Raw genomic sequence first — 24,797 nt, 5'->3', positions numbered from 1 at the left:
ATCCCAATGCCTACCTTGCAACGACTCTTTGCAATTTAGCCGTTTTTGTTTAGTCAGTTGGGGACAGAGTAATTCGGCGCGCGGCGGCGCCTCTTAAACTCTGTCCCGCAAATAGCTGACTTTCACAATTTGTTATAGGTCATTATGGAATTCAAGACATTCTTGTTCTACGCGTTTTCGGTGGTGCTGGTCATCGCCGCATTACGCGTTATCACAGCACGCAATTCGGTGCATGCCGCCTTGTTCCTGGTGCTGTCGTTCTTCTCCGCAGCCGGCATCTGGATGCTGCTGAAAGCCGAGTTTTTGTCGATCGTGCTGGTGCTGGTCTACGTCGGCGCGGTGATGGTGCTGTTCTTGTTCGTGGTGATGATGCTGGATATTAATCTGGACAAGATGCGAGACGGCTTCTGGGGGTACTTCCCGCTGGCGGCGACGGTCGGTACGCTGATCGTGGTGGAAATGGCCGGAGTGATATTTCATGGCTTTCAAGGCTCGGATGCAGATATCCCGGCGGTTTCGGCCAACATCGGCAATACCAAAGAGCTGGGCAAGCTGATCTACACCCAGTATGTCTATGCATTCGAAATTGCTGCGGTGATTTTGCTGGTGGCGATCGTCGCTGCAGTCGCGCTGACCTTGCGTCGTCGTAAAGACACCAAATATTTCTCCGCGTCCGATGCAGTCAAGGTCAAGAGCACCGACCGGGTTCGGATTGTCAAGATGCCTGCCGAAGCCAAAGTCGAGTCGGTTCCATCGGTTAACCCAGCTGCGCCAGCGGCCCAACAAAAATAAGAGGGACGCATCATGGCATTATCGCTCGCACATTATCTGATCCTTGGCGCGATCCTGTTCGCGATCGGGATCGTCGGCATTTTCCTGAATCGGAAAAACCTGATCGTCTTGCTGATGGCAATTGAATTGATACTGCTGGCTGTCAATATGAACTTCATCGCCTTTTCGTATTACCTGGGTGATGCAGCTGGACAGATTTTCGTTTTCTTTATCCTGACCGTGGCCGCTGCCGAATCGGCGATCGGTCTGGCCATTCTGGTGGCGCTGTTCCGTAATCTGGACACCATCAATGTGGAAGACCTGGACAGTCTCAAAGGCTAAGTGATGCTTATTCCAGAGGCGGATGCCTTTGGAACAAGCAGGTAAAGAACAACGTAGACAACGAATAACGGATAAAGATAAGGTTCATCATGGCGGGGCAACTTAACCCACAATTACTTCTTGCTGTACCGCTGGCACCATTGGCTGGTGCGGCGATCGCAGGTTTATTCGGTACCAAATTCTTCGGTAACCTGATCGGTCGCAAGACTTCGCACACGGTCACCATCCTCGGCGTGCTGGTCGCTTTCATCATCTCCATGCAAACCTTGCTGGCGGTGCTAGACGGCGCCTCGTTTAACGGCACCCTGTACACCTGGATGACGGTCGGCGGCATCAAGCTGGAAATCGGCTTTCTGGTCGACAGCCTGACCGCGATGATGATGTGCGTGGTGACCTTTGTGTCGCTGATGGTGCATATCTATACGATCGGCTACATGCAAGAGGATGAGGGCTACAACCGCTTCTTCTCATATATCTCGCTGTTCACGTTCTCGATGCTGATGCTGGTCATGAGCAACAACTTCCTGCAATTGTTCTTCGGTTGGGAAGCTGTGGGCTTGGTCTCGTATTTGCTGATCGGCTTCTGGTACACCCGGCCGACAGCGATTTTCGCCAACATGAAAGCCTTCCTGGTCAACCGTGTCGGCGACTTCGGCTTCATCCTCGGTATCGGTTTGTTGCTGGCTTATTCGGGTTCGATGAATTACGCCGAAGTGTTCGCGCAAAAAGGTGCGCTGGCCCAATTGACCTTGCCTGGCAGCGACTGGATGCTGCTGACCGTGGCCTGTATCTGCCTGTTCATCGGTGCGATGGGTAAATCGGCGCAGTTTCCGCTGCACGTCTGGCTGCCCGATTCGATGGAAGGCCCAACTCCGATTTCCGCACTGATCCACGCTGCGACCATGGTGACCGCCGGTATTTTCATGGTGTCGCGCATGTCGCCGTTGTTTGAGCTGTCGGACACCGCGTTGTCGTTCATTATGATCATCGGCGCGATCACCGCGCTGTTCATGGGCTTCCTGGGCATCGTCCAGACCGATATCAAGCGCGTGGTTGCGTATTCCACATTGTCGCAGCTGGGCTACATGACCGTGGCGCTGGGCGCGTCGGCTTATTCGGTTGCGGTATTCCACCTGATGACGCATGCTTTCTTCAAAGCCTTGCTGTTCCTTGGCGCCGGCTCGGTGATCATCGGCATGCACCACGATCAAGACATGCGCAATATGGGCGGTCTGCGCAAATACATGCCGATTACCTGGATCACTTCGCTGATCGGTTCGCTGGCCTTGATCGGTACGCCGTTCTTCTCCGGTTTTTATTCGAAGGACAGCATTATCGAAGCGGTCCATGCTACCCATCTGTTTGGCGCCGGGTTTGCTTATTTCGCAGTGTTGGCAGGCGTGTTTGTCACGGCCTTCTATTCGTTCCGCATGTACTTCATGGTGTTCCATGGCGAAGAGCAGTTCGGCAAACATCACGATCACCATGATGCTCATCATGAGGTGGAAGAAGACCACGGCCATCACGGCCTGGCGCCAGGGCAAAAGCCGCACGAGTCGCCTTGGGTGGTGACCTTGCCGCTGGTTCTGCTGGCGATTCCTTCTGCGGTCATCGGTTTCTTCGCGATCAAGCCTATGCTGTACGGCAGCTTTTTCACCGATGTGATTGCGGTCAACGAAGCCCATCACGCGATGGAAGAATTGCGCAATGAATTCCATGACCCGGTCACGATGGTGGTGCATGCGCTGAGTTCGGCGCCGCTGTGGCTGGCAATCGCGGGGGTGGCGGCTGCGTACTATTTCTATATGGTCAATCCACGCGTGCCGGCAGCGATCAAGCAGAAATTCAGCCCGATCTTTGCGCTGCTCGACAACAAATACTATATGGATAAATTCAACGATGTGGTCTTTGCCGGTGGCGCCCGTTTGCTGGGCCGCGGCTTGTGGAACGTCGGCGACCGCAGCCTGATCGATGGTTTGATTGTCAATGGCAGCGCCAAGGCAGTCAGCTGGTTCTCGAAAATTACCCGTCTCTGGCAGTCCGGATATATCTATCACTATGCGTTTGTGATGATTGTCGGGGTGCTGGGTTTCCTGGTTTGGTTCATGCCGTCTCCGTTTGCCAAGTAAGTTGGCTAAGCAAAGTAAATAACAACCATGATGCAGTCAACTTTCCCTCTTCTCAGTCTCGCGATCTGGTGCCCGGTCGCGTTCGGTGTGCTCGTCCTGGCAATTGGCCGCGACGATAATCCTACTTTGGTGCGCTGGCTTTCCTTGTTTGGCTCGCTGGTCAGTTTTGCGGCCACGCTGCCGCTGGTGCAGCATTTCGATAACGCTGCCCACGGCTTTCAGTTTGTCGAAAAAGCACCCTGGATCGACCGCTTCAACATCAATTACTTTTTGGGTATTGACGGCATTTCGCTGTGGTTCATCCCATTGACGGCGCTGATCACGGTGCTGGTGGTGATCGCTGCCTGGCAAGTCATCGAAAAGAAGGTTGCCCAATATATGGGCGCGTTCCTGATCCTGTCGGGCTTGATGATCGGCGTCTTTTGCGCACTCGACGGTATGTTGTTCTACGTGTTCTTCGAAGCGACGCTGATTCCGATGTTCATCATCGTCGGCGTCTGGGGCGGAGCTAACCGTGTTTATGCTGCGGTCAAGTTCTTCCTGTACACGCTGATGGGCTCGCTGCTGATGCTGGTTGCTTTGCTGTACCTGTACTTTGAATCGGGCGGCAGCTTTGATATTCAGAGCTGGCATCAGATGCCGCTGACGATGACGGCGCAGATCCTGATTTTCCTGGCGTTCCTGTTTGCGTTTGCAGTTAAGGTGCCGATGTGGCCGGTGCATACCTGGTTGCCGGATGCACACGTCGAAGCGCCAACCGGCGGTTCGGTGGTGCTGGCGGCGATCATGCTGAAGCTGGGCGGTTACGGTTTCCTGCGCTTCTCGCTGCCGATCACGCCAGATGCGAGCCACTACCTGTCAGGCTTCATGATTACGCTGTCGCTGATCGCGGTGATTTACATCGGCTTTGTGGCCCTGGTCCAAACCGACATGAAGAAACTGGTTGCGTATTCGTCGATTGCGCATATGGGCTTTGCCACTCTCGGCTTCTTTATCTTCAATGACATCGGCGTGCAGGGCGGTATCGCGCAAATGATTTCACACGGCTTTGTCTCCGGCGCGATGTTTCTGTGCATCGGCGTGATGTACGACCGTTTGCACACCCGTCAGATCGCCGAGTACGGCGGCCTGGTCCACGTGATGCCGCGTTTTGCGACATTGTTCGTATTGTTTTCGTTGGCCAATTGCGGCTTGCCGGCGACTTCCGGTTTTGTCGGCGAGTTCATGGTGATTCTGGGCGCGGTCAAGTTCAATTTCTGGATCGGCTTGCTGGCTGCCACCGCATTGATCCTGGGCGCAGCGTATTCCTTATGGCTGGTCAAGCGGGTGGTGTTTGGCGAGATCACTAATCACCATGTCAAGGAAATGCTGGATCTCAACAAGCGTGAGTTCCTGATCCTGGGCGTGCTAGCGATTGCAGTCATCGTGATGGGTGTGTATCCGGCGCCGTTCACCGATGCGATGCAAGTGTCGGTAACAGACCTGCTGAAGCAGGTTGCCATCACAAAGTTAAATTGAGTTGAACCGAACACGAGTGCAATGCGGCAGCAAGCAAGTGCACAAAAATAAGCGGCAAATAAATGAATAACATGAATCTGATCCCTGTTTATCCGGAAATCTTTCTGCTGATTGCGACCTCCGCCGTCTTGCTGATCGATATGTTCGTTGCGGATGCCAAACGGCACATCACTTACTATCTGTCGCTGGCAGTGCTGGCTGTGTGTTTCGCGTTGACGCTGGGTTCTTTCAACGCCGGAGAAACCGTCTATACCTTCCACAACATGTTCGTGTCGGATCCGTTGAGCGATTTGCTGAAACTGGTTTCTTATGCGGCCGTCGGCATGACCCTGGTCTATTCGCGCCGCTACGTCAGCGAGCGTGGCATGGTGGGCGCGCATCTGGGCGGCGAATTTTACGCGCTGGCGCTGTTCGCACTGCTCGGTCAGATGGTGATGATCTCCGGCAGTAACTTCCTCAGCATCTACCTCGGTCTGGAATTGATGTCGTTGTCGCTGTATGCATTGGTTGCATTGCGTCGCGACAACGCGGTTGCCACCGAAGCGGCGATGAAATATTTTGCCTTGGGTGCGATGGCGTCCGGCTTCCTGTTGTACGGCATGTCGATGTTGTATGGCGCGACCGGTTCGCTCGATCTGATTGAAGTAACTCGCGTAGCGGCATCCGGCGGCGTCAATCCGACGGTACTGGTGTTCGGCGTGGTATTCGTGGTTGCCGGTCTGGCGTTCAAATTAGGCGTGGTGCCATTTCATATGTGGATTCCCGACGTCTACCAGGGCGCACCGACTTCCGTCACCTTGTTGCTTGGCGGCGCGCCTAAGCTGGCTGCCTTTGCCATCTGCTTCCGCTTGCTGATCGAGGGCTTGTTGCCGCTGGCGTTCGACTGGCAACAAATGTTGACGGTGTTGGCAGTGCTGTCGATGGCGATCGGTAACATCACCGCGATTGCACAAACCAATATCAAGCGGATGCTGGCGTACTCGACCATTTCGCATATGGGCTTCATGCTGCTCGGCTTGCTGGCCGGCGTCGTCGACGGCAATCTGTACTCGGCAGCCAATGCCTATAGCTCCGCCATGTTTTATTCGATCACCTATGTCATGACGACATTGGGCACTTTCGGCGTCATCATGCTGCTGGCACGCTCCGGCTTCGAGGCGGAAAACCTGGAAGACTTCAAGGGCTTGAATCAACGCAGCCCATGGTTCGCGGGCGTGATGCTGGTCCTGATGCTGTCGCTGGCAGGGATTCCACCGCTGATGGGCTTTTACGCCAAATTGTCGGTGTTGCAGGCGGTGCTCGGCAGCCATCAAATCTGGCTGGCGGTGGTCGCGGTGCTGTTCTCATTGATCGGCGCATATTATTACTTGCGCGTTATCAAGCTGATGTATTTCGACGAGCCGCAAGATAGCGCCAAGATCGTGGCGCATGCCGATGTGCGCGTCCTGCTTAGCTTGAATGGATTGGCGGTATTGGTATTGGGTCTGTGGCCTGGCTTGCTGATGAATGCAACTGCGGCGGCGATCGTCCGCACCATGACCTCGTTCCTGGCCCGAGTAGTTTCCTAATCTGGTGAACGTCTCATTTTCCAGTTTGTTTGTGATCCTGTTGGCGCTGTTCGCCGCCAACTTGCCTTTCCTTAACGAACGCCTGTTTGCCTTGATTCCCCTCAAGTCAGGCGAACAGGCAGCGACAAAGCCGATCTGGTTGCGCTTGCTGGAATTGTTGGTCATGTACGCAATAGTCGGTGCGATTGGCTATGCCCTGGAATCGAAGATCGGCAATGCCTTTGCTCAGGGCTGGCAATTTTATGCGGTTACCGGCTGCATGTTTCTGGTGTTTGCCTACCCTGGTTACGTGTTGCGCTATCTGAAAAAGAAGCATCGCTGATTGTTATCGCTGAACCGCTTTTCTCCCTATCCGAATTCTTTAAGCGCCACTCGACGGGCTGCTAGGATTCAACTCTCCTGACCGCCAGCATCATCGCTTCCCTTCACAACTTGCCCGGAGTGTCCGCATGGATCGCCACCTGAAAGAAACCCAGATCGATAGCGCCTTGGCTTACGACGGCCATTTTCTCAAGGTGCAGCGCGATACGGTTGCGTTACCGAATGGTAAGGCTGCGACGCGTGAATACATCAAGCATCCCGGCGCGGTGGTGATTTTGCCGGTGTTTGAAGACGGCACGGTGCTGCTTGAGCGGCAATATCGTTATCCTCTGGAGCGCGTGTTCATCGAATTCCCCGCCGGTAAAATCGATGCCGGCGAAGATCATTTGGCGTGTGCCAAACGTGAGCTGCAGGAAGAAACCGGCTATACCGCCAGCGACTGGCAACATGTCTGCACGATTCACAATGCGATTGCCTATGCCGATGAGCATCTGGAAATTTACCTGGCGCGCGGCCTGGTTGCGGGGGATAGCCAACTTGATGAAGGCGAATTCCTGGATGTCTTCAAAGCGCCGTTGGAAGAGGTGCTGGCCTGGGTCAGGGAAGGGAAGATTACCGACGTCAAGACGGTGATCGGGACCTTCTGGCTGGAGAAAATATTGTCCGGCAATTGGCAACTGCCCTAGCTGACAGTACAGATCACCAACTCCGGATCGGCATTTAACCGGATAGGCAAGGTACTGCATCCGATCCCGCGGCTGACGATCAGGCTGCCGTTGTTTTCTATTGCATGTCGTCCAAACCAATATTTCCTGCAAAGCGGCCCGTGCGGCACGACTATCGGCGTCCCGTCCGCCAGCGCTACCTGTCCGCCATGCGTGTGGCCTGCCAGGCTGAAGTCGAAGCAATGGCCATCCAGCAGCAGTAATCCGTCGGGTGCATGCATTAAAAGTATTCGCACTTCACCCGCATTGTGAAAAGTCTGGTGCGGGTCCGGGGTGCCGGTCCAAGGGTCGTCCAGACCGCAAATCGAGACCGAATCATAGGGGGCGGGCAACGCGCAGTTTTGGTTGATCAGCACCTCTACGCCAGCTTCCTTCAAGGCTTTTGATAGCTCAACTTCACTCACCCATAAATCGTGATTGCCCAATACCGCGTACTTTCCGAAGCGCGGATTGAGGCAACTGAGCCGTGCGCTGAACTCCTCTGTGTAGCGGGCCTGGCACGACACGAAATCTCCGCCAAGTAACAGCAGGTCCGCTTGTTGACGATCAATTTCGTCGAAAAGGTCGTCAAAGATTTGCGGATGCGTAGTGGGGCCGGCATGGAAGTCGGACGCAAAAGCGATTTTCAGCGGCGTCGACAATTTTTTGTGCGGCGCTAATTCCACTGCATAGTGCGTCACGCCCAGCTTGCCGTGCAAGCCAAACCGATAGCTCCACTTCGCGAACCAGCCGCCGAGTAAAAGCCGGTCGAGCGCTCTTTCGCCCACGCGGCGAGCAAGATAGTTGTGTTTTCCGCGCCAGTTTGTCATCGAGCCAAAATAAGAAAGGCTGCATACGCAGCCTTTGAGTTTGATTACATGTTCGGATAATTCGGACCGCCGCCGCCTTCAGGCGTCACCCACACAATATTCTGCGTCGGATCCTTGATGTCGCAGGTTTTGCAATGCACGCAGTTCTGCGCATTGATTTGCAGGCGCTCGGTATTGTCTTCGTTGGTGACGAATTCGTAGACGCCGGCAGGGCAGTAGCGTGTTTCCGGTCCGGCGTACTTCTCCAGGTTGATATTCACCGGTACGTTTGGATCTTTCAGCGTCAGGTGGATAGGCTGGTCTTCGGCGTGATTGGTGTTCGATATGAACACCGACGACAGACGATCGAAAGTCAGCTTGCCATCCGGTTTCGGATACTTGATCGGCGAATAATTGGCGGCCGGTTTCAGGCATTCATGGTCGGCATGGGTGTGATGCAGCGTCCACGGCGCCTTGCCGCCGAATACCACTTGATCGATGCCCACCATCAGCGTGCCGAGATACAGCCCCTTGCTCATCCATGGCTTGAAATTGCGCGCTTTGTGCAATTCCTGATGCAGCCAGGATTGTTCGAATGCCTGGCCGTAGGCGCTCAGTTCGTCATGCTGGCGGCTATTGCCGAGGGCATCGAAAGCGGCGTCTGCGGCTAGCATGCCGCTTTTGATCGCGGCGTGACTACCTTTGATGCGGCTGGCGTTCAGGAATCCGGCATCGCAGCCGATCAGCGCGCCGCCGGCAAAGGTCAGCTTGGGCAGCGACTGCAGACCGCCGGCGGTAATTGCGCGCGCGCCGTAGGAAATGCGTTTGCCGCCTTCAAAGAATTTGCGGATTTCCGGGTGGGTCTTGTAGCGCTGGAATTCTTCGTACGGCGACAGGTAGGGATTCTCGTACGAGAGGCCGACCACGTAACCGACCGCGACCTGGTTGTTTTCCAGGTGATACAGGAACGAGCCGCCGTAAGTCTGGGTATCCAGCGGCCAGCCGGCGGTGTGGATGACCAGGCCGGGTTTATGCAGCGCCGGATCGATTTCCCATAATTCCTTGATGCCGATGCCGTAGGTTTGCGGGTCTTTGCCCTTGTTCAGATCGAATTTGGCGATGACTTGCTTGCCCAGGTGACCGCGCGAACCTTCCGCGAACAAGGTGTATTTGGCATGCAATTCCATCCCGAGCTGGAACGCGTCCGTCGGCTGTCCATGCCGGTCGACGCCCATATTGCCGGTGGCGACGCCCTTGACCGAGCCGTCTTCGTTATACAGCACTTCGGCAGCCGGAAAGCCAGGGAAGATTTCTACGCCAAGCGCTTCGGCTTGCTGTCCCAGCCAACGTACGACGTTTGCCAGCGAGATCACATAATTGCCGTGATTCTGGAAGCAGGAAGGCAGCATCCAGTTAGGCGTCTTGTAGGCTTTGGTCGCGGTCAGGAACAGGAAACGGTCTTCGCTGACTTCGGTGTTCAATGGTGCGCCCAACTCTTTCCAGTTGGGGAACAGCTCGGTGATCGCCTGCGGATCCATCACGGCGCCGGACAGGATGTGGGCGCCGACCTCGCTGCCTTTTTCCAGCACGCAGACCGAAACTTCCTTTCCTTTTTCTGCCGCCAATTGTTTCAGCCGGATCGCAGCGGCCAATCCGGCCGGCCCGCCACCGACCACCACCACGTCATATTCCATCGCTTCTCGCGGGCCGTATTGCTCTAGGAAGTTCTGCGTCTGGGTTGGGGTCATGGTCTCTTTACCTATATTTAATTTTCGAACGAATGTGCTAATTGTCGGGGATTTTGCGGCAGAATGCTAGGTTTCGTCGGCGGTTAGTATTGTTCCTCGCACTTTGGCGCCTCGTGCTCAAGGCAGCTGTCGCGATCAAACAGTGTAGTTGAGGCAGGGGCGTAAATCGGGAATTTATTCTGATGAAAACCCCAATATTTTTGGTTCGGGAAAATTGAAATAATGGAAACGAAGAAACTCGTCCATAGCAGTCGTATGGCAATTCGATGGGGCGACATGGACGCGCTCGGGCATGTCAACAACACCGTTTATTTCAGGTACATGGAGCAAGCGCGGATCGAATGGCTGCACCTGATTGGCGGCACCTTTGATTCCCAGCAGGGACCGGTGCTGATCAATGCGCAATGCAGTTTTTTGCGTCAGTTGAAATATCCGGGGGACATCGAAGTCCGTTCTTACATAGGCGCAGTTGGTCGTTCCAGTTTCGAGACCACTTATGAAATCTGCCGGGTCGATGCGCCCGACGCGGTTTTTGCAGAAGGCTCGGCGAAAATCGTATGGGTCGACTTCAAGCTGGAAAAATCAGTGCCGTTGCCGGACGATGTGCGTCAATTGCTGAACAATTATTCCGCAGAGTAATAGCTAGCTGCAGGGGCTGCGGTGTTTAAAGCCGCCTTATTGCCTGACGCCGAGCAAGCGGTGCACCAGTTCGCTGGAGGTCGCCGCAGCAAATTTCTTCATCAGATTGGCTCTATGCATTTCCACCGTGCGCGGGCTCAGGCCGATCTGCTTGCCGATCAGCTTGCTGGTCTTCCCCTCCACCAGCAAGGCAGCGATTTCCCGCTCGCGCGGCGAAAGTTCTGCCGATACGCTGCGCTTTTCGCTCAAATCCTCGAAGGTCCAGATACCGGCTGCGTGGGTGTCGTCCGGCACCAGCGAGTGGCCGGTCACATGACACCAGAACAATTCGCCATTGGCGCGCCGCATGATCCGTTCATCGGAATACAAGCCTTTGGCATTCATGATCGGCACGATGCGGGCGCCGGTACGTTCAAACTCGTCCTGAGTCGGATACAGCACCTGGAATGACTGACCATTCAACTCCGCGGGCTGATAGCCGAACATGCGCGTCAACGCCAGATTGCAGACTTGCATGATGCGCCGCTCGGAGACGCACATGCCGATCGGCGCATGCGCAAAAATGGCTTGATAGTCGATCAATGAGTTATTCAACGAATTAGGCAGTGGCCGGTTGGTGATTTTCGTGATGGCGCATGCTCGTCCGGCGATCTGGGCGCGTCTCGAAATTCGTATTTTTACGGTATTGTGGGATCAAACTCTTCATCATATGCTTGCAGACGCACTTCACGGCAATAATAGGGCGCTCCGAAAAACCGTAGCGAGCGGGCCAAGGTCGGGTTGAGAAGCGCAGCCGTACGGAGGTACGGCGAGCATCACAGGCCCGAGATTGGGTCGCGCAGTAGGTTTTTCGAGGCGCCCAATAGTCGGAGTTTACACAAAGAGGAGATGGTAATGAACAAAGTTTATCCTGACGCAGCCAGCGCGCTGGCTGGCATTGTCAAGGACGGCCAGACGATTGCCGTCGGCGGTTTCGGACTGTGCGGAATTCCGGAGGCGCTGATCCTGGCGCTGCGCGATTCCGCGGTACAGAATCTGACGGTGATTTCCAATAATGCCGGCGTCGATAATTTCGGCCTTGGACAGTTGCTGACGACCCGTCAAATCAAGAAAATGATTGCTTCTTACGTTGGCGAGAACAAGGAATTCGAGCGTCAATATCTGTCCGGCGAGCTGGAACTGGAATTTACGCCGCAGGGCACATTGGCTGAAAAACTACGCGCCGGCGGTGCCGGCATCCCCGCTTTTTTCACAAAAACCGGAGTCGGCACACTTGTCGCGGAAGGCAAGGAGATTCGCGAATTCGATGGCGCCAAATATGTGATGGAACGTTCGCTGGTGTCGGATGTGTCGTTGGTCAAAGCGTATAAAGCCGACCGCAGCGGCAACTTGGTCTATAACAAGACCGCCCGCAATTTCAACCCGAACGCCGCAATGGCCGGAAAAATCACCGTGGTGGAAGTCGAGCATCTGGTTGAGGTGGGTGAAATCGATCCGGATCAAGTACATACGCCGGGCATTTTTGTGCACCGTATCGTGGTCAACCCGACACCGGAAAAGCGGATCGAACAACGCACCATACGTACATAAGAACCTGTTAATTCAATTCAACAGCTTCTACAAGCACTTATAAAACGGAGAACACCATGGCATGGACTCGTGATGAAATGGCCGCGCGGGCGGCAAAAGAATTGCAGGATGGCTTTTACGTCAATCTTGGTATCGGCCTGCCGACGCTGGTCGCCAATTATGTGCCGAAGGACATCGAAGTCTGGCTGCAATCGGAAAACGGTTTGCTCGGCATCGGCCCGTTCCCGACTGAAGGCGAGATCGATCCCGACCTGATTAACGCCGGCAAGCAGACGGTGACGTCATTGCCCGGATCGTCGTTTTTCAGCTCGGCGGATTCGTTCGCGATGATTCGCGGCGGCAAAATCAATCTCGCAGTGCTGGGGGCGATGCAGGTTGCCAGCAACGGCGATCTGGCGAACTGGATGATTCCCGGCAAATTGGTCAAGGGCATGGGCGGCGCGATGGATCTGGTGGCCGGAGTCGGCCGGGTCGTGGTGCTGATGGAACATGTGGCCAAAGCCAAGGACGGTACGACTTCGCACAAGATCCTGGATGCCTGCACTTTGCCGTTGACCGGTGTCGGCGTGGTCAATCGCATCATCACCGATCTGGGCGTGATGGATGTGACGCCGACAGGATTGAAAGTGCTGGAGTTGGCGCCCGGCGTCAGCCAGCAAGAAATGATCGAGAAAACCGGCAGCAAGCTGGATTTCAGCGAATTGCATTAAATTTTCGCAGCTCATACCGCGCTTGAGGCAAACCCGATGAGGTTTGTCTCAAGCGCTTTTTTTTTTATGAGCGCAGTAAATTGACGAGGGCGCCGCTATCGCCGTCGGGTTTTTAAGCCGACATCTTTGGCGTATAGTGCAAGAACAGTGCCGTATGCGATAAGATGTTGCTTGCAAGCGACACAAATAATCGTTTTGCAGCCATTCCTTAGTGCAAGCACACTCCCGCTACTACCCATGACCACACCCACGCTCAAAACCGTCCAGTGTATTTCACCCGCCGGATTGCACACGATGGCTTACAAGGAGTGGGGCGATCCAGAGAATCCCAACGTGTTGCTATGCCTGCATGGCCTGACCAGGGTGTCCGACGATTTCGACCAGCTGGCGCGCGCATTGTGCGATACCTACCGGGTCGTTTGTCCTGATGTGGTGGGGCGCGGACGCTCCGGTTGGCTGCGCGATCCGCAATATTATGTGGTGCCGCAGTACCTCAGCGACATGGTGACATTGCTGGCCCGGCTGAATGCCGAAACGGTCGATTTGGTCGGCACTTCAATGGGAGGGCTGATCGGTATCGGACTGGCTTCATTGGAAGGAAATCCAATCCGCAAACTGGTCCTGAACGATGTCGGTCCAAGCTTGAATCAAGGCGCGCTGGATCGCATCGGCGACTATATCGGCGCCGACATGCGGTTCCCGACTTTTGAGGACGGCGCCGCCTACGTTCGCGCCATTTCCGCACCCTTCGGCGAGCATACCGATGCCGAGTGGCACAAGCTGGCGGCCGATGTGCTGCGCCAGAATAAAGAGGGGCAGTGGATCCGTCATTACGATCTGGGGCTGGCGATGCCATACAAAACGACGACCGGCGAAGCATTCAAGATCTCGGAAATGTTGCTGTGGAAGGCATATAACTCGATCACTTGTCCCACCTTGCTGGTGCGCGGCGCCGAATCCGACCTGCTGTCGCTCGATGTCGCATTGGCAATGACGCAGTGCGGTCCGAAAGCCAAACTGGTGGAGCTGGCCGGTGTCGGCCATGCGCCAACCCTGTTGCATGCCGATCAAATCGAAATCGTCGCTGATTTCCTGATCGGGTGATTTGTCGCTGTTCCACTTCTAAAGGAAATAAAAATCATGGCTATCAAACGCTTACATGTCGGCAAAAGATTGTCGGAAGTCGCGATTCATAACGGCACCGTCTATCTTGCAGGCCAACTGGCCGAAGACGTCACGCAAAACATCGAAGGCCAGACGCGCGAAACCTTGGGGCACATTGACCGTCTGCTGGCGGAAGCCGGCAGCGACAAGGCACACATCCTGTCATGCCAGATCTACCTGGCCGACATCAAGGATTTTGCCGGCATGAATGCGGTCTGGGACGAGTGGGTCGCCGCCGACAATTCGCCGCCGCGGGCGACGGTCGAGGCGAAACTGGCGCGTCCGGAAATACTGATAGAAATTATCGTGGTCGCTGCGCAAAAGTAATTGGAAAAGTAAACATCGCATGGTTTCGCTCACTGCCACACAACGCGCCACCCAGGTTCAGCTTTGCACCACCGGCTTGAGTGCGGAAGATAGCGCTCGGGTGCTGGACGCGTTGGCGTTCGTCGAACCCATCTATGCCGATAATGTGATTGCTACCGGCCAGAGCACGCTCGATTTTTCGCAATGTGTGGCAAGCATATTGGCGTTGCTGGATACCGATGTCGAAACCCGGCTGGCGGGATTGCTGTTCGAATTGCCGCTGCTCGACTCAAGCTATACCGAAGCGATTGAAAAGCGTTTCGGCAAGGAGATCGCCGATCTGGTGGCCGGTGTCCGGCAATTGATGCGCCTGCACGGTTTTACTTTCAGCCTGCCGCAGGAAGTCATGCGCGGTAAAAATGCCGCACAACAGGCCGCCACCCAGGTTGAAACCCTGCGCAAGATGTTGCTGGCGATGGCGAGCGACATGCGGGTGGTGCTGGTGCGATTGGCATCGCGCGTGGCGGCGCTGCGTTACTTTGCCGAGAACAAGCTGGAAAACGAAACTACCCGCCAGTACGCGCGGGAGACGCTCGATCTGTATGCGCCGCTGGCCAACCGGCTCGGCATCTGGCAATTGAAGTGGGAACTGGAAGACCTGTCGTTTCGCTTCATTGATCCGGCCAGCTATAAACGCATCGCCAAAATGCTGGAAGAGCGGCGCATCGAACGTGAAAGCTTCGTCGATGCGGCCATCACGCGCTTGCGCAGCGAACTGGCGGCGGCCGGCATCAAGGCCGAAGTATCCGGACGACCGAAACACATCTACAGCATCTGGAACAAGATGCAAGGCAAGGAGCTCGATTTTTCGGAGCTGTATGACGTCCGCGCTTTTCGGGTGATCGTCGACGACGTCAAGACCTGCTACACGGTGCTCGGCATTGTTCACAACATCTGGGTGCCGATCCCGAAGGAATTCGACGATTACATTTCGCGGCCTAAACAAAACGGCTATCAATCGCTGCACACCGTGGTGCTGGCCGAGGACGACCGGGCCCTGGAAGTGCAGATTCGCACCAAGGACATGCATCATTTCGCCGAGTACGGCGTCGCCGCTCACTGGCGTTACAAGGAGACCGGCGGGTCTCAATTCGCGGCGCAAAAATACGACGAAAAAATCGCCTGGCTGCGGCAATTGCTGGCCTGGAAAAGCGAAGTGGTGGATGCCGTCGTCGAACATCAGGACAGCCGGCGCGAGTGGCTGGAAAAGCTTAAGCAGGCAACGCTGAGCGACCATATCTATGTGCTGACGCCGCAAGCGCGCGTGATCGAATTGCCGAACGGCGCGACACCGATTGATTTTGCTTACTACCTGCATACCGATATTGGCCATCGCTGCCGCGGAGCGCGGGTTGACGGCAGCATGGTGCCGTTGAATACACCGCTGAAAAACGGTCAGACGGTGGAAATCATCACCGCGAAAAATACCCCGGGCGCCGCCGGCCCGTCGCGCGACTGGCTGACGCCGGGCTATGCCGCCAGCGCCCGCACCCGTTCCAAGGTACGGGCCTGGTTCAACGCTATCGAGCAACAGGAAACGCTGGCAACCGGTCGCGCCTTGCTGGACAAGGCGCTGCAGCGCGAAGGCAAAACTGCGGTCAACCTGGAAGAACTGGCGCGCAAACTCGCATTTGCCAAGCTGGATGATTTGTTGCTGTCGCTCGGCAAGGATGAATTCAGTCTGCGTCACGTCGAGCAGGCGCTGCATGACGACCATGGCAGTAAGAGCGCCGAGCACGATATCGAACTCGAAGAAGCCGCGATTACACACAAGAGTCGGGCATCCAGTGTGGCGCACGGCGCCAAGTCGGGCGTGCTGGTGGTCGGCACCGACGGCTTGCTGACGCAACTGGCCAAGTGCTGCAAACCGGCGCCGCCCGATCCGATTGTCGGCTTCATCACGCGCGGCAAAGGCATCTCCATCCATCGTGAAAATTGCAAGAATTTTGCGGAAATGCGGAGCAAAGCGCCTGAGCGGATTATTCAGACCACCTGGGGCGCATCGGAGGGGGAGACCGTTTACCCGGTCGATATCTTTGTGCTGGCCAGCGACCGGCAGGGCTTGCTGCGGGACATTTCAGAAGTTTTCTTGCGCGAAAAAATCAACGTCATCGGCGTCAGCACGCAAAGCGCCAAGGCGCATGCGCGGATGGCCTTTACCGCCGAAATCGCCTCCACCGCGCAATTGCAGAAAGCCTTGGCTGTGATACGCGAAGTGAAGGGCGTGTTGGACGCCAAACGGCAATAATTCCAAATCCCTTGGTTTTCTGCATCACCATGACTTTATTCGCCGAAAGTTTTATGTAATAATAGCGGCCTCTCCGGGAGGTTAGCTCAGGGGTAGAGCGATCGCCTCACACGCGATAGGTCACAAGTTCGAAACTTGTACTTCCCACCAAATTCCTGCTTTAAATCAATTACTTAGTACGATTTGCGATGTCCCCAGAATATTTCGGGGATGTTGTCGCTTGTCCGAGCCAGATTCGGAAAACTCGGATTTAACGCAAAGCCCCTTCCTTTAGTTTGTTTCTTTGTGTCAATATTGGCGCCGGTATATCGGCGGCGGTTTCCGGGGCTGACCAGGGCCGGGATCGCCTCGTCATTACCTGAACGTGAACGCACCCTGCATTCACATCCACCAACTGACCTTTGGTAGCAAACATAACGAGGAAACAAGTAATGAAAAATTTATTCTTGCTTTGCGCTTTGTGTTCGACCGTAGCATCGGCGGCAGAACCCGCCGATGTAAAACCAGACCCCCGTTTCACCCATTACCTATCGTCGTCCGGCCCGCTCTCCAAGGCGGAGCTGCTCAAACTGCAACCCAGGCATGTGGCTGCAAAAACCATGGCCGCGCAGGCCGCTGCAACTGCCAGCAGCAGCACCTACACTTATCTGCGCTGCTACTACCAGACCAGCAGCGACCCCACCAGCCCTACGACTAGTTATGTATGGGGGATAGACCCGGCAAGCGGCGACTATTACCGCATCAACGGCTATTGGTGGGCGGGCGGGCTCATGAACTGGGAGAACATGTTCTATAGCGATGTCTCGCAGGACGCGCTCAAAGCGGCGTGCCAGAGCACGCTCAGCAGCCAGGGCATTGACCAGCCGGTGGCGATGGTTGCCGCGGCCGACAATGCACTGTCGTTCAACTACACCGTGTGGAGTACCGATAGCGTCGCGCAGGACGGCACGATCAACAAGATCGTGGCCTTTGGCGATAGCCTTTCCGACACCCAGAACATGTACAACGCATCGATGTGGAAACTGCCGAACTCCAATAGCTGGTTTCTCGGACGTTTCAGCAATAACAAGAATTGGGTGGAATATCTGTCAGGCAACCTGAACCTGCCGCTCTATAACTGGGCGATCGGCGGTGCCGGGGTGACGACGCAGAACGTGGTGATTCCGGGCGTGATTCAGCAAGTGCAATCGTTCACGCAATACATGCAGAAGGCGCAGAACTACCAGCCGCAAAATACGCTGTTTACGCTGCTGATCGGCGCCAATGACCTGGTCAATTACAACCGCACTGTCGATGACGTCATCAGCGGCGAAACGCAGGCCCTGCAAAACCTGATCAAGGCCGGCGGCAAGAACATCCTGGTGTTGACGCTGCCTAATGTGTCGGCGGCGCCGATTTTCAAGTACCGGACCAACGGCAGCAAGGTGGCGGCGCAGGTCCTCGATTTGAACAAGCGCTTGGCCAGCCTGGTCAGCAGCTTGCAGGCGCAATACGGATCCAGCCTCAATATCCGGTTGTTTGACACCTACGCCTTGTTCAATGATCTATTGAACAATCCGGCCAAGTACAACGTCAGCAACACCGTTGAGTCGTGCCTGAATATCAACGCGGATTCCAGCCTCAATTATCTTAAGACGCAGACACCGCGCTCCCAGTGCACCGATCCCGATACCTTCGTGTTCTGGGATACGCTGCATCCGACAACCCACACGCACAAATTGTTGGCGGACCAGATCACCGGTTACCTCAACGCCAATGTGAGCGGCTTTAATACCGCAGCAATGAAGGTGCGAACTCAGTTCAAGTAAGCCCCCGCAGGCAAAGCCACGTTGATCGAACGTGGCTTTGCTTCAAGCTCTCGCCAGCCTCGATTCCTCATCGTCCCAAGCTCTGTCAAGGCGCGCGTCAGCGCCTAACGCGTCAACAGGGCACCTCTAAAAACCGTAGCGAGCGGCCCAAGGTCGGGGCGACGATGTTGCAACAACTGCAGTCGTACGACTGTACGGCGACGAATATGTCACCCCTGCAGCCCCGAGATTGGCGGGTTTGCCAAACCCTGCAGTAGGTTTGTAGAGGTGCCCAACAGTGTGCAGCGGGATAAACTCTATATGGATCAAATACTTAACTGAGTCGCATCGAAGTTATCCACAGGACTGTCCACAATTTCTGTGGGTAACTCTGAATCGGTGCGATCGACGATTACGGATGCCGACCCTGACATATATTGCAGGCGCAAGCACCGTCCGGTTACCACCATCGTCGTTCATCGGTAGACTACAAAAAAAAACAGTATTTCGAGCGCCAGAGAATGGCGGCGATCCAAGGAGACAAGATGAATGGGATGTCATTGAAAGGGCCGGATCCTGCTTTTTCGGCTGAATCACCTGCTTCCGCACTATCCATGATCGAACAATCGCACCGGCGCTCGACTGCTTACGGCTTAAAAAGAAATGGCAAGCCGGAAATCGCGCCGCTTGATCGCGCTGAGTTGTCCTTGTTGCTGGAGCAGAATCAGGTGCTGCATACCTATGCGCTGCCGGTGATGGAAACGCTGTACGACCAGATCGTCAACACTCACAACATGGTGATCCTGACCGATGCCAACGGCGTCATCGTGCATGCGCTGGGTGACGACGATTTTCTGGCAAAGGCGGATCGGGTCGCGCTGAATCCTGGTGTCACATGGTCGGAGCAAAGCAAGGGCACCAATGCGATCGGTACCGCGCTTGCAGAAGGGGCGCCGACCACGATCCACGCCGATGCCCACTATCTGTCGGCGAACCATTTCCTGACCTGTTCGGCGGCGCCGATTTTCGACCATCAGAGCAAGATTCTCGGAGTGCTGGACGTCAGCGGCGACCGCGGCAGCTATCACAAGCACACCATGGCCCTGGTCCGGATGTCGGCGCAAATGATTGAGAACCAGTTGTTGACTGCCGCGTTCGACGATGCCGTCACCCTGCATTTTCACAGCCGTGCAGAATTCATCGGGACGCTGGTGGAGGGCATCGCTTGTTTTACCCCGGGCGGCCGCTTTCTGTCGGCCAATCGCAGCGCTTTGTTCCAGCTCGGTTTGCCACTGGCGGCATTGCATTCGCATACGTTCAACTCGCTGTTCGGTTGGCCGCTATCGGCCTTGTTCGACCATTGCCGGACTGCCGCGCCGGGCTTGCTCAATCTTTGTCTGCACAGCGGTGTCCGGGTGTTTGCGCGGGCCGAGTTGCGCCTGTCGAAAAGTGTCTTTCAGCACGTCAACGAGGTGCCGCACGTGGCATCGGATGCGGTCACCGCAACATCGCCGCTGCCGGCGCCGCGACGCTTGTCCAGCTTGCGTTACCTGAACACCGGCGATCCCCGGATGGCGGCCTTGATCGACAAGCTCAACAGAGTGATCGGGCGGGATATTGCCATCCTGATTACCGGTGAAACCGGCACCGGCAAAGAATTGCTGGCGCAGGCGATACACAACGATTCGCCGCGAAAGAACGGCGCCTTTGTCGCCGTCAATTGCGCCTCGATTCCTGAGACGCTGATTGAATCCGAGTTGTTCGGCTATGAAGAAGGGGCATTTACCGGCGCCAGAAAGAAAGGCGGGGTGGGGAAGATTGTGCAGGCAAACGGCGGCACGCTTTTCCTGGATGAAATCGGCGATATGCCGCTGAGCCTGCAAGCACGACTGTTGCGGGTGCTGCAGGAGCGCATGGTGACGCCGCTCGGCAGCACCAAGTCGATCGCGGTCAATGTGGCGTTGATTTGCGCCACCAATCGCGATCTGCGCGACCTGATCGCCAGGAATTTATTTCGGGAAGACCTGTATTACCGCCTGAACGGCCTGGTGGTCAAACTGCCGGCTCTGCGCGAGCGCAGCGATCTGGACATCATCGTCGAAAAATTGCTGGCGGAAGAGGCCAACGGCGCTCGATGCTGCACCGTGGCGCCGGATGTCATGGCGTTCTTCCGACGCCATTACTGGCCGGGAAATTTTCGTCAACTGAACAATTTGTTGCGGACCGCAGCGGTCATGGCTGGCGCCGATCGGCAGATTCGACTGGAGCATCTGCCGGATGATTTTCTGGATGATTTGCATGCCGTCGGGCAGGCGCCGCCTGCTGCGGTCGAAGAAGCTACCGAAGACCTTATGTCACCCCGGCTGGACGATCTGGCGCTGACCGCGATCAGGAAAACGCTGGACGCCCATGGCGGCAATATTTCCGCAACCGCCAAGGCATTGGGTGTGTCGCGCAATACGGTGTATCGCAAGCTGAAGTTACGTTGAGGCAGACCGATTAAAGTGGTGCCGTAGGTCGGGAGCGTAAGGGTTGCAAGCCTTAATGACTGCCCAACAAAAAATTACGTTCAGACAGATTGATCTGAGTATCCGCTGCCGCGGTTTCATCCTTGAGCTGCACGCCCGACAATTGCCGTCTGCGCGATTCGGACAGTAGATAGTGCAACTTGAATGCGGCCTCTTCATACGACAAGCCTGCCGGTCGCACATTCGAAATGCAATTCCGGTTTGCATCCGTCAAGCCGACTCCCGGTTTCCAGGTCAGGTACAGACCCATGCTATCCGGCGAACTGAGGCCGGGACGTTCGCCGATCAGGACCACGACCGCTCTGGCGCCCAGCAGCTGACCGACCTCGTCGCCGACCGCCACCCGGCCCTGGCGCACAATCGTGATCGGCGCCAGCGACCAGTTTTCCGATGCCATTCTCGGTATCAGGGTGCGCAGAAATGGCTGCGCGTTTTGCTCGATCGCGAGTGCCGACAGGCCATCCGCGATCACCAAGGCGAGGTCATAAGGACGTGGTTTCAGACCTCCTTCGTGCGCTTCGCTTTCCTGCCGCAACTGGCTCCACTCTCGCAGTATCTGGCGTGAATCGGAATTGAGTTTTCGGCCCAAGTCCGGACGCTGCAAATAGATGTCGCGGTTTTCCGCCGCGCTGCATAGCTTGATGCAGACGCCGTCGGCCGCTGCAGCAAAACTGCTCAACTGATGCGCCAGCAGTTTCGCGTCCAAGGCCAGATGCACCGCATCCCGCGCCCTGGCGTGCGCCAATTGAAATTCCAGTTGCGCCGCGGTCGGCAGGCTGATTCCGGCACGGCCAAGCGCTATGCGAGCCGCCGTGAATTGCCGCAATGCCTGCCATGGATTCGTGATAACGGTTGGATTTATTTTGCTCATGCGATTCAAATTCTCCAAATCAATCGGTCATCAATTGCTCAAGACAAGCGCCGCAAAGCCTGTTGAAAGGGCGCAGGCAGTCCAGCGGCCAGCCTGACTTCATCGCCGTCGCCAAAGATCTGCATTTGCTTCAGCCAGGCCTCGAATTCCGGCGCCGGTTTCAATCCCAAAACGCGACGCGCATACAGCGCATCATGGAACGAGGTGGTCTGGTAGTTGAGCATGATGTCATCCGATCCCGGGATGCCCATCACGAAGGTGCAGCCGGCAGTGCCAAGCAAGGTCAGCAAAATATCCATGTCGTTCTGGTCGGCTTCCGCATGATTGGTGTAGCAGACGTCGCAGCCCATCGGCAGGCCGAGCAATTTGGCGCAAAAATGATCCTCCAGTCCGGCCCGGATAATTTGTTTGCCGTCGTATAAATATTCGGGGCCGATGAAGCCGACCACCGAATTGACCAGCAGCGGCTTGAACTTACGGGCTACCGCATAGGCGCGCGCCTCGCACGTTTGCTGATCGACGCCGTGGTGCGCATTGGCCGACAAGGCGCTGCCCTGGCCGGTTTCGAAATACATCACGTTATTGCCGACGGTGCCGCGTTTTAGCGATAGGGCGGCGTTGCGGGCCTCATCCAGCAAATTGAGATTGATGCCGAAGCCGAGATTGGCGGCTTCGGTACCGGCAATCGACTGAAATACCAGGTCGACCGGAGCGCCGCGCTCGATCGCTGCAATCGTATTGGTGACATGCGTCAGCACGCACGATTGGGTTGGGATTTGATATTGATCAATGACCTCGTTCAACATCGAAACGATCTTGATCACTTGCGGCACATTGTCGGTGGCGGGATTGATGCCGATCACCGCATCGCCGCTGCCGTATAACAAGCCATCCAGGATGCTGGCGGCGATGCCGCTGGCGTCGTCGGTCGGATGGTTGGGTTGCAAGCGGGTGGAGAGGCTGTTTGCCAGTCCGATCGTGTTCCGGAAGCGGGTCACGACACGGCACTTCCTGGCGGTCAGGATCAAGTCTTGCACGCGCATGATTTTCGATACCGCCGCCGCCATCTCCGGCGTGATGCCGGGCGCCGCCGCGGCGAGCACGCCGGCATCGACTTCGTCGCTCAACAGCCAGTTGCGGAAATCGCCCACGGTCAGATGCTTGATCGGGGCAAAGGCGACGGCATCGTGCTCGTCGATAATCAGGCGGCTTATTTCATCCTTTTCATAGGGCACCAGCAGATCGTTGAGGAAGATGCTCAGCGGCAGGGCGGCCAGCGCCATTTGCGCCGCCACCCGTTCTTCCGCGCTGCCTGCCGCCAACCCCGCCAGATAATCGCCGGAACGCGCTGGCGTGGCCTTGGCCATCAAGTCTTTCAGGTCGCGGAACTGATAGGTTTTGGTGCCGACAATATGCGTGAATTGATGGCGTTTCACTGTTCCGGTCCTCCACCTTGCAGGGTCGCGGCGGGGATCGCCGGACTGGCGGCTTCATGGCTGGTCATCAGGAACACGCCGTAGCCGAATGCCAGGAAGGCCGCAAAAATGCCGAAGATCAATGGGTTGTAATAAATCATGGTCGCCATGCAGACGCATGCACCGGCCAGCGCACAAGCCGGAAACCACGGGTAAAACGGCGCCCGGAACGGGCGCACCATATGCGGTGCGCTGCGGCGCAATTTGAACAAGCTCAACATGCTGATGATGTACATCGTGATGGCGCCAAAGACCGACATGGTGACGATGTTGGCGGTCAAGGTCTGACCGCCGAGGGTAATCAGTTGATCGCTATAGATGGCGGCGATGCCGATTGCGCCGCCCGCCAGAATCGCACGGTGAGGGGTGTTGAAGCGGGGATGGATTTTTGCAAAATAAGCCGGCAAATAGGCATCGCGCGCCAGTGCAAAAATTTGACGGGAATAGCCGAGAATGATGCCGTGGAACGAGGCGATCAAACCGAACAGGCCGAGCCACACCAGCATGTGCAGCCAGCCGCTGTGTTCGCCGACAATCAATTTCATCGCTTGCGGCAGCGGATCGTTGATGTTGGCCAGCTTGCTCCAGTCGCCGGCGCCGCCGGCAAACACCATCACGCCGATCGCCAGCAACACCAGCGTGATGATGCCGGTGATGTAGGCAATCGGAATCGAGCGTTTGGGATCCTTGGCTTCTTCCGCCGCCATCGCCACGCCTTCGATCGCCAGGAAGAACCAGATGGCAAACGGGATCGCCGCAAACATGCCGGGAATCGACGCCAGGCTGAAGCTGTCCTGGCCCGACCAACCGCCCTTGACGAAGTGAGCCACCGAAAATCCCGGCGATACCACGCCCATGAAAACCAGCAATTCGAAAATCGCCAGCAAGGTCACGCATAACTCAAACGCGGCGGCGATTTGCACGCCTACGATATTGAGCGTCATGAAGACCAGATACGCACCCACCGCCGCGGTCTTAGGATCCAGCGCCGGGAACTGGACGTTGAGGTAAGCGCCGATCGCCAAGGCAATGGCAGGCGGTGCGAAGACGAATTCGATCAGGGTGGCGGCGCCGGCCAGATAGCCGCCCAACGCGCCGAAGGCTTTTTTGCTGTAGGCGAACGGGCCGCCGGCATGCGGGATAGCGGTGGTCAATTCGGTGAAACTGAAAATGAAGGTGGTATACATCGCGGCCACGAATAGTGCCGTCACTGTAAAACCGAGAGTGCCGGCCGAGGCCCAGCCGTAACTCCAGCCGAAATATTCACCCGAAATCACCAGGCCGACCGCAATTCCCCACAGTTGAACGGTCCCCAGGGTTTGTTTGAGCGCTGGCGCCGCGCCGGATGGGTTCGCTGCATTCATTCGACTTCTCCACTGGAATGATTGGTGCTGATGCAAAAAAAACTTATCCGATGCCCCACGTTGGAGCGGCCGCGGATGAAGATGGTGCACGCCGACTCATGTCGATCGCCGCGAAACGAAGACATGCTGGCGTTGCAGATGTGAT

General features: G+C 56.2%; 21 protein-coding genes and 1 tRNA gene. 16 read left to right on the top strand and 6 right to left on the bottom strand.

Features of this window, described 5'->3' with window-relative positions:
- Nucleotides 1-144 precede the first annotated feature (144 nt).
- The 7 genes from ACFPM8_RS10135 (at nt 145) to ACFPM8_RS10105 (ending at nt 7,335) form a co-directional block, all read left to right on the top strand.
- The gene (locus ACFPM8_RS10135; protein ID WP_378997386.1) at nt 145-792 is read left to right on the top strand and encodes an NADH-quinone oxidoreductase subunit J; all 648 of its coding nucleotides are present in this window, start codon (nt 145-147) and stop codon (nt 790-792) included.
- 12 nt (nt 793-804) lie between these two features.
- Nucleotides 805-1,113, top strand: coding sequence for an NADH-quinone oxidoreductase subunit NuoK (gene nuoK, locus ACFPM8_RS10130; protein ID WP_378997385.1), 309 nt, complete (start codon nt 805-807; stop codon nt 1,111-1,113).
- Between the two features lie 89 nt (nt 1,114-1,202).
- Entirely contained in the window at nt 1,203-3,242 is a 2,040-nt protein-coding gene (gene nuoL, locus ACFPM8_RS10125) for an NADH-quinone oxidoreductase subunit L (protein ID WP_378997384.1), read from the top strand.
- Between the two features lie 27 nt (nt 3,243-3,269).
- Nucleotides 3,270-4,760 carry an NADH-quinone oxidoreductase subunit M gene (locus ACFPM8_RS10120; protein WP_378997383.1) on the top strand — a complete coding sequence of 497 codons (1,491 nt, stop codon included), beginning with the start codon at nt 3,270-3,272 and terminating at the stop codon, nt 4,758-4,760.
- Nucleotides 4,761-4,822: 62 nt separating this feature from the next.
- Nucleotides 4,823-6,328: an NADH-quinone oxidoreductase subunit NuoN gene (gene nuoN, locus ACFPM8_RS10115; RefSeq protein ID WP_378997382.1), complete on the top strand. Its 1,506-nt coding sequence runs from the start codon at nt 4,823-4,825 to the stop codon at nt 6,326-6,328.
- Between the two features lie 4 nt (nt 6,329-6,332).
- Entirely contained in the window at nt 6,333-6,650 is a 318-nt protein-coding gene (locus ACFPM8_RS10110; RefSeq protein ID WP_378997381.1) for a DUF2818 family protein, read from the top strand.
- 127 nt (nt 6,651-6,777) lie between these two features.
- A complete protein-coding gene (locus ACFPM8_RS10105; RefSeq protein WP_378997379.1) occupies nt 6,778-7,335 on the top strand; it encodes an NUDIX domain-containing protein in 558 nt (185 codons plus the stop codon).
- On the opposite strand, the gene ACFPM8_RS10100 is transcribed toward ACFPM8_RS10105, so the two are convergent.
- Nucleotides 7,332-8,183 carry a metallophosphoesterase gene (locus ACFPM8_RS10100; protein ID WP_378997378.1) on the bottom strand — a complete coding sequence of 284 codons (852 nt, stop codon included), beginning with the start codon at nt 8,181-8,183 and terminating at the stop codon, nt 7,332-7,334. The two genes, ACFPM8_RS10105 and ACFPM8_RS10100, sit on opposite strands and share 4 nt — an antisense overlap.
- 44 nt (nt 8,184-8,227) lie before the next feature.
- Entirely contained in the window at nt 8,228-9,910 is a 1,683-nt protein-coding gene (locus ACFPM8_RS10095; RefSeq protein ID WP_378997377.1) for an electron transfer flavoprotein-ubiquinone oxidoreductase, read from the bottom strand.
- A 222-nt stretch (nt 9,911-10,132) separates the two neighbouring features.
- On the opposite strand from ACFPM8_RS10095, the gene ACFPM8_RS10090 reads away from it, so the two are divergent.
- Nucleotides 10,133-10,549, top strand: coding sequence for an acyl-CoA thioesterase (locus ACFPM8_RS10090; RefSeq protein WP_378997376.1), 417 nt, complete (start codon nt 10,133-10,135; stop codon nt 10,547-10,549).
- Between the two features lie 36 nt (nt 10,550-10,585).
- On the opposite strand, the gene ACFPM8_RS10085 is transcribed toward ACFPM8_RS10090, so the two are convergent.
- Nucleotides 10,586-11,143 carry a LuxR C-terminal-related transcriptional regulator gene (locus ACFPM8_RS10085; protein ID WP_378997375.1) on the bottom strand — a complete coding sequence of 186 codons (558 nt, stop codon included), beginning with the start codon at nt 11,141-11,143 and terminating at the stop codon, nt 10,586-10,588.
- Between the two features lie 300 nt (nt 11,144-11,443).
- Here ACFPM8_RS10085 and ACFPM8_RS10080 point away from each other — a divergent pair, with 300 nt between their 5' ends.
- The 8 genes from ACFPM8_RS10080 (at nt 11,444) to ACFPM8_RS10045 (ending at nt 20,903) form a co-directional block, all read left to right on the top strand.
- Entirely contained in the window at nt 11,444-12,139 is a 696-nt protein-coding gene (locus ACFPM8_RS10080; protein ID WP_378997374.1) for a CoA transferase subunit A, read from the top strand.
- A 56-nt stretch (nt 12,140-12,195) separates the two neighbouring features.
- Nucleotides 12,196-12,849 (top strand): 3-oxoacid CoA-transferase subunit B, encoded by a 654-nt coding sequence (locus ACFPM8_RS10075; RefSeq protein WP_378997373.1) that lies wholly within the window; start codon nt 12,196-12,198, stop codon nt 12,847-12,849.
- A 237-nt stretch (nt 12,850-13,086) separates the two neighbouring features.
- Nucleotides 13,087-13,953 (top strand): alpha/beta fold hydrolase, encoded by an 867-nt coding sequence (locus ACFPM8_RS10070; RefSeq protein WP_378997372.1) that lies wholly within the window; start codon nt 13,087-13,089, stop codon nt 13,951-13,953.
- Between the two features lie 36 nt (nt 13,954-13,989).
- Nucleotides 13,990-14,340, top strand: a complete 351-nt coding sequence (locus ACFPM8_RS10065; protein ID WP_378997371.1) for a RidA family protein — start codon at nt 13,990-13,992, stop codon at nt 14,338-14,340.
- 19 nt (nt 14,341-14,359) lie between these two features.
- Nucleotides 14,360-16,627: a RelA/SpoT family protein gene (locus tag ACFPM8_RS10060; protein ID WP_378997370.1), complete on the top strand. Its 2,268-nt coding sequence runs from the start codon at nt 14,360-14,362 to the stop codon at nt 16,625-16,627.
- Nucleotides 16,628-16,702: 75 nt separating this feature from the next.
- Nucleotides 16,703-16,777, top strand: a tRNA-Val gene (locus ACFPM8_RS10055).
- 281 nt (nt 16,778-17,058) lie between these two features.
- A complete protein-coding gene (locus ACFPM8_RS10050) occupies nt 17,059-18,435 on the top strand; it encodes an SGNH/GDSL hydrolase family protein (protein WP_378997369.1) in 1,377 nt (458 codons plus the stop codon).
- A gap of 533 nt (nt 18,436-18,968) precedes the next feature.
- Nucleotides 18,969-20,903 (top strand): sigma-54-dependent Fis family transcriptional regulator, encoded by a 1,935-nt coding sequence (locus tag ACFPM8_RS10045; RefSeq protein ID WP_378997451.1) that lies wholly within the window; start codon nt 18,969-18,971, stop codon nt 20,901-20,903.
- A gap of 52 nt (nt 20,904-20,955) precedes the next feature.
- Here the strand turns inward: ACFPM8_RS10045 and eutC are convergent, their stop codons facing one another.
- The 3 genes from eutC to eat are packed head-to-tail and all read right to left on the bottom strand — an operon-like array spanning nt 20,956 to nt 24,652.
- Nucleotides 20,956-21,813: an ethanolamine ammonia-lyase subunit EutC gene (gene eutC / locus ACFPM8_RS10040; protein ID WP_378997368.1), complete on the bottom strand. Its 858-nt coding sequence runs from the start codon at nt 21,811-21,813 to the stop codon at nt 20,956-20,958.
- Between the two features lie 38 nt (nt 21,814-21,851).
- Complete coding sequence (locus ACFPM8_RS10035; RefSeq protein WP_378997367.1) at nt 21,852-23,249, bottom strand: ethanolamine ammonia-lyase subunit EutB; 1,398 nt, start codon at nt 23,247-23,249, stop codon at nt 21,852-21,854.
- Nucleotides 23,246-24,652: an ethanolamine permease gene (eat, locus tag ACFPM8_RS10030; protein ID WP_378997366.1), complete on the bottom strand. Its 1,407-nt coding sequence runs from the start codon at nt 24,650-24,652 to the stop codon at nt 23,246-23,248. The genes ACFPM8_RS10035 and eat overlap by 4 nt, the downstream gene beginning before the upstream one ends.
- Nucleotides 24,653-24,797: the final 145 nt, after the last annotated feature.

Origin of the sequence: Paraherbaspirillum soli, assembly GCF_042654985.1 — a bacterium.
Classification (GTDB): domain Bacteria; phylum Pseudomonadota; class Gammaproteobacteria; order Burkholderiales; family Burkholderiaceae_D; genus Paraherbaspirillum; species Paraherbaspirillum soli.
Note: the sequence above shows the minus strand (reverse complement) of the source record. Positions and strands in the feature narration are given on the sequence as shown.

Coding starts and splice junctions, on each gene's coding strand:
- ACFPM8_RS10080 (WP_378997374.1), top strand. CDS start 11,444: ATGAACAAAGTTTATCCTGACGCAGCCAGCGCGCTGGCTGGCATTGTC.
- nuoN (WP_378997382.1), top strand. CDS start 4,823: ATGAATAACATGAATCTGATCCCTGTTTATCCGGAAATCTTTCTGCTG.
- eat (WP_378997366.1), bottom strand. CDS start 24,652: ATGAATGCAGCGAACCCATCCGGCGCGGCGCCAGCGCTCAAACAAACC.
- eutC (WP_378997368.1), bottom strand. CDS start 21,813: ATGAGCAAAATAAATCCAACCGTTATCACGAATCCATGGCAGGCATTG.
- ACFPM8_RS10090 (WP_378997376.1), top strand. CDS start 10,133: ATGGAAACGAAGAAACTCGTCCATAGCAGTCGTATGGCAATTCGATGG.
- ACFPM8_RS10105 (WP_378997379.1), top strand. CDS start 6,778: ATGGATCGCCACCTGAAAGAAACCCAGATCGATAGCGCCTTGGCTTAC.
- nuoL (WP_378997384.1), top strand. CDS start 1,203: ATGGCGGGGCAACTTAACCCACAATTACTTCTTGCTGTACCGCTGGCA.
- ACFPM8_RS10075 (WP_378997373.1), top strand. CDS start 12,196: ATGGCATGGACTCGTGATGAAATGGCCGCGCGGGCGGCAAAAGAATTG.
- ACFPM8_RS10050 (WP_378997369.1), top strand. CDS start 17,059: ATGAAAAATTTATTCTTGCTTTGCGCTTTGTGTTCGACCGTAGCATCG.
- ACFPM8_RS10100 (WP_378997378.1), bottom strand. CDS start 8,183: ATGACAAACTGGCGCGGAAAACACAACTATCTTGCTCGCCGCGTGGGC.
- ACFPM8_RS10065 (WP_378997371.1), top strand. CDS start 13,990: ATGGCTATCAAACGCTTACATGTCGGCAAAAGATTGTCGGAAGTCGCG.
- ACFPM8_RS10120 (WP_378997383.1), top strand. CDS start 3,270: ATGATGCAGTCAACTTTCCCTCTTCTCAGTCTCGCGATCTGGTGCCCG.
- ACFPM8_RS10070 (WP_378997372.1), top strand. CDS start 13,087: ATGACCACACCCACGCTCAAAACCGTCCAGTGTATTTCACCCGCCGGA.
- ACFPM8_RS10135 (WP_378997386.1), top strand. CDS start 145: ATGGAATTCAAGACATTCTTGTTCTACGCGTTTTCGGTGGTGCTGGTC.
- ACFPM8_RS10095 (WP_378997377.1), bottom strand. CDS start 9,910: ATGACCCCAACCCAGACGCAGAACTTCCTAGAGCAATACGGCCCGCGA.
- nuoK (WP_378997385.1), top strand. CDS start 805: ATGGCATTATCGCTCGCACATTATCTGATCCTTGGCGCGATCCTGTTC.
- ACFPM8_RS10060 (WP_378997370.1), top strand. CDS start 14,360: ATGGTTTCGCTCACTGCCACACAACGCGCCACCCAGGTTCAGCTTTGC.
- ACFPM8_RS10045 (WP_378997451.1), top strand. CDS start 18,969: ATGTCATTGAAAGGGCCGGATCCTGCTTTTTCGGCTGAATCACCTGCT.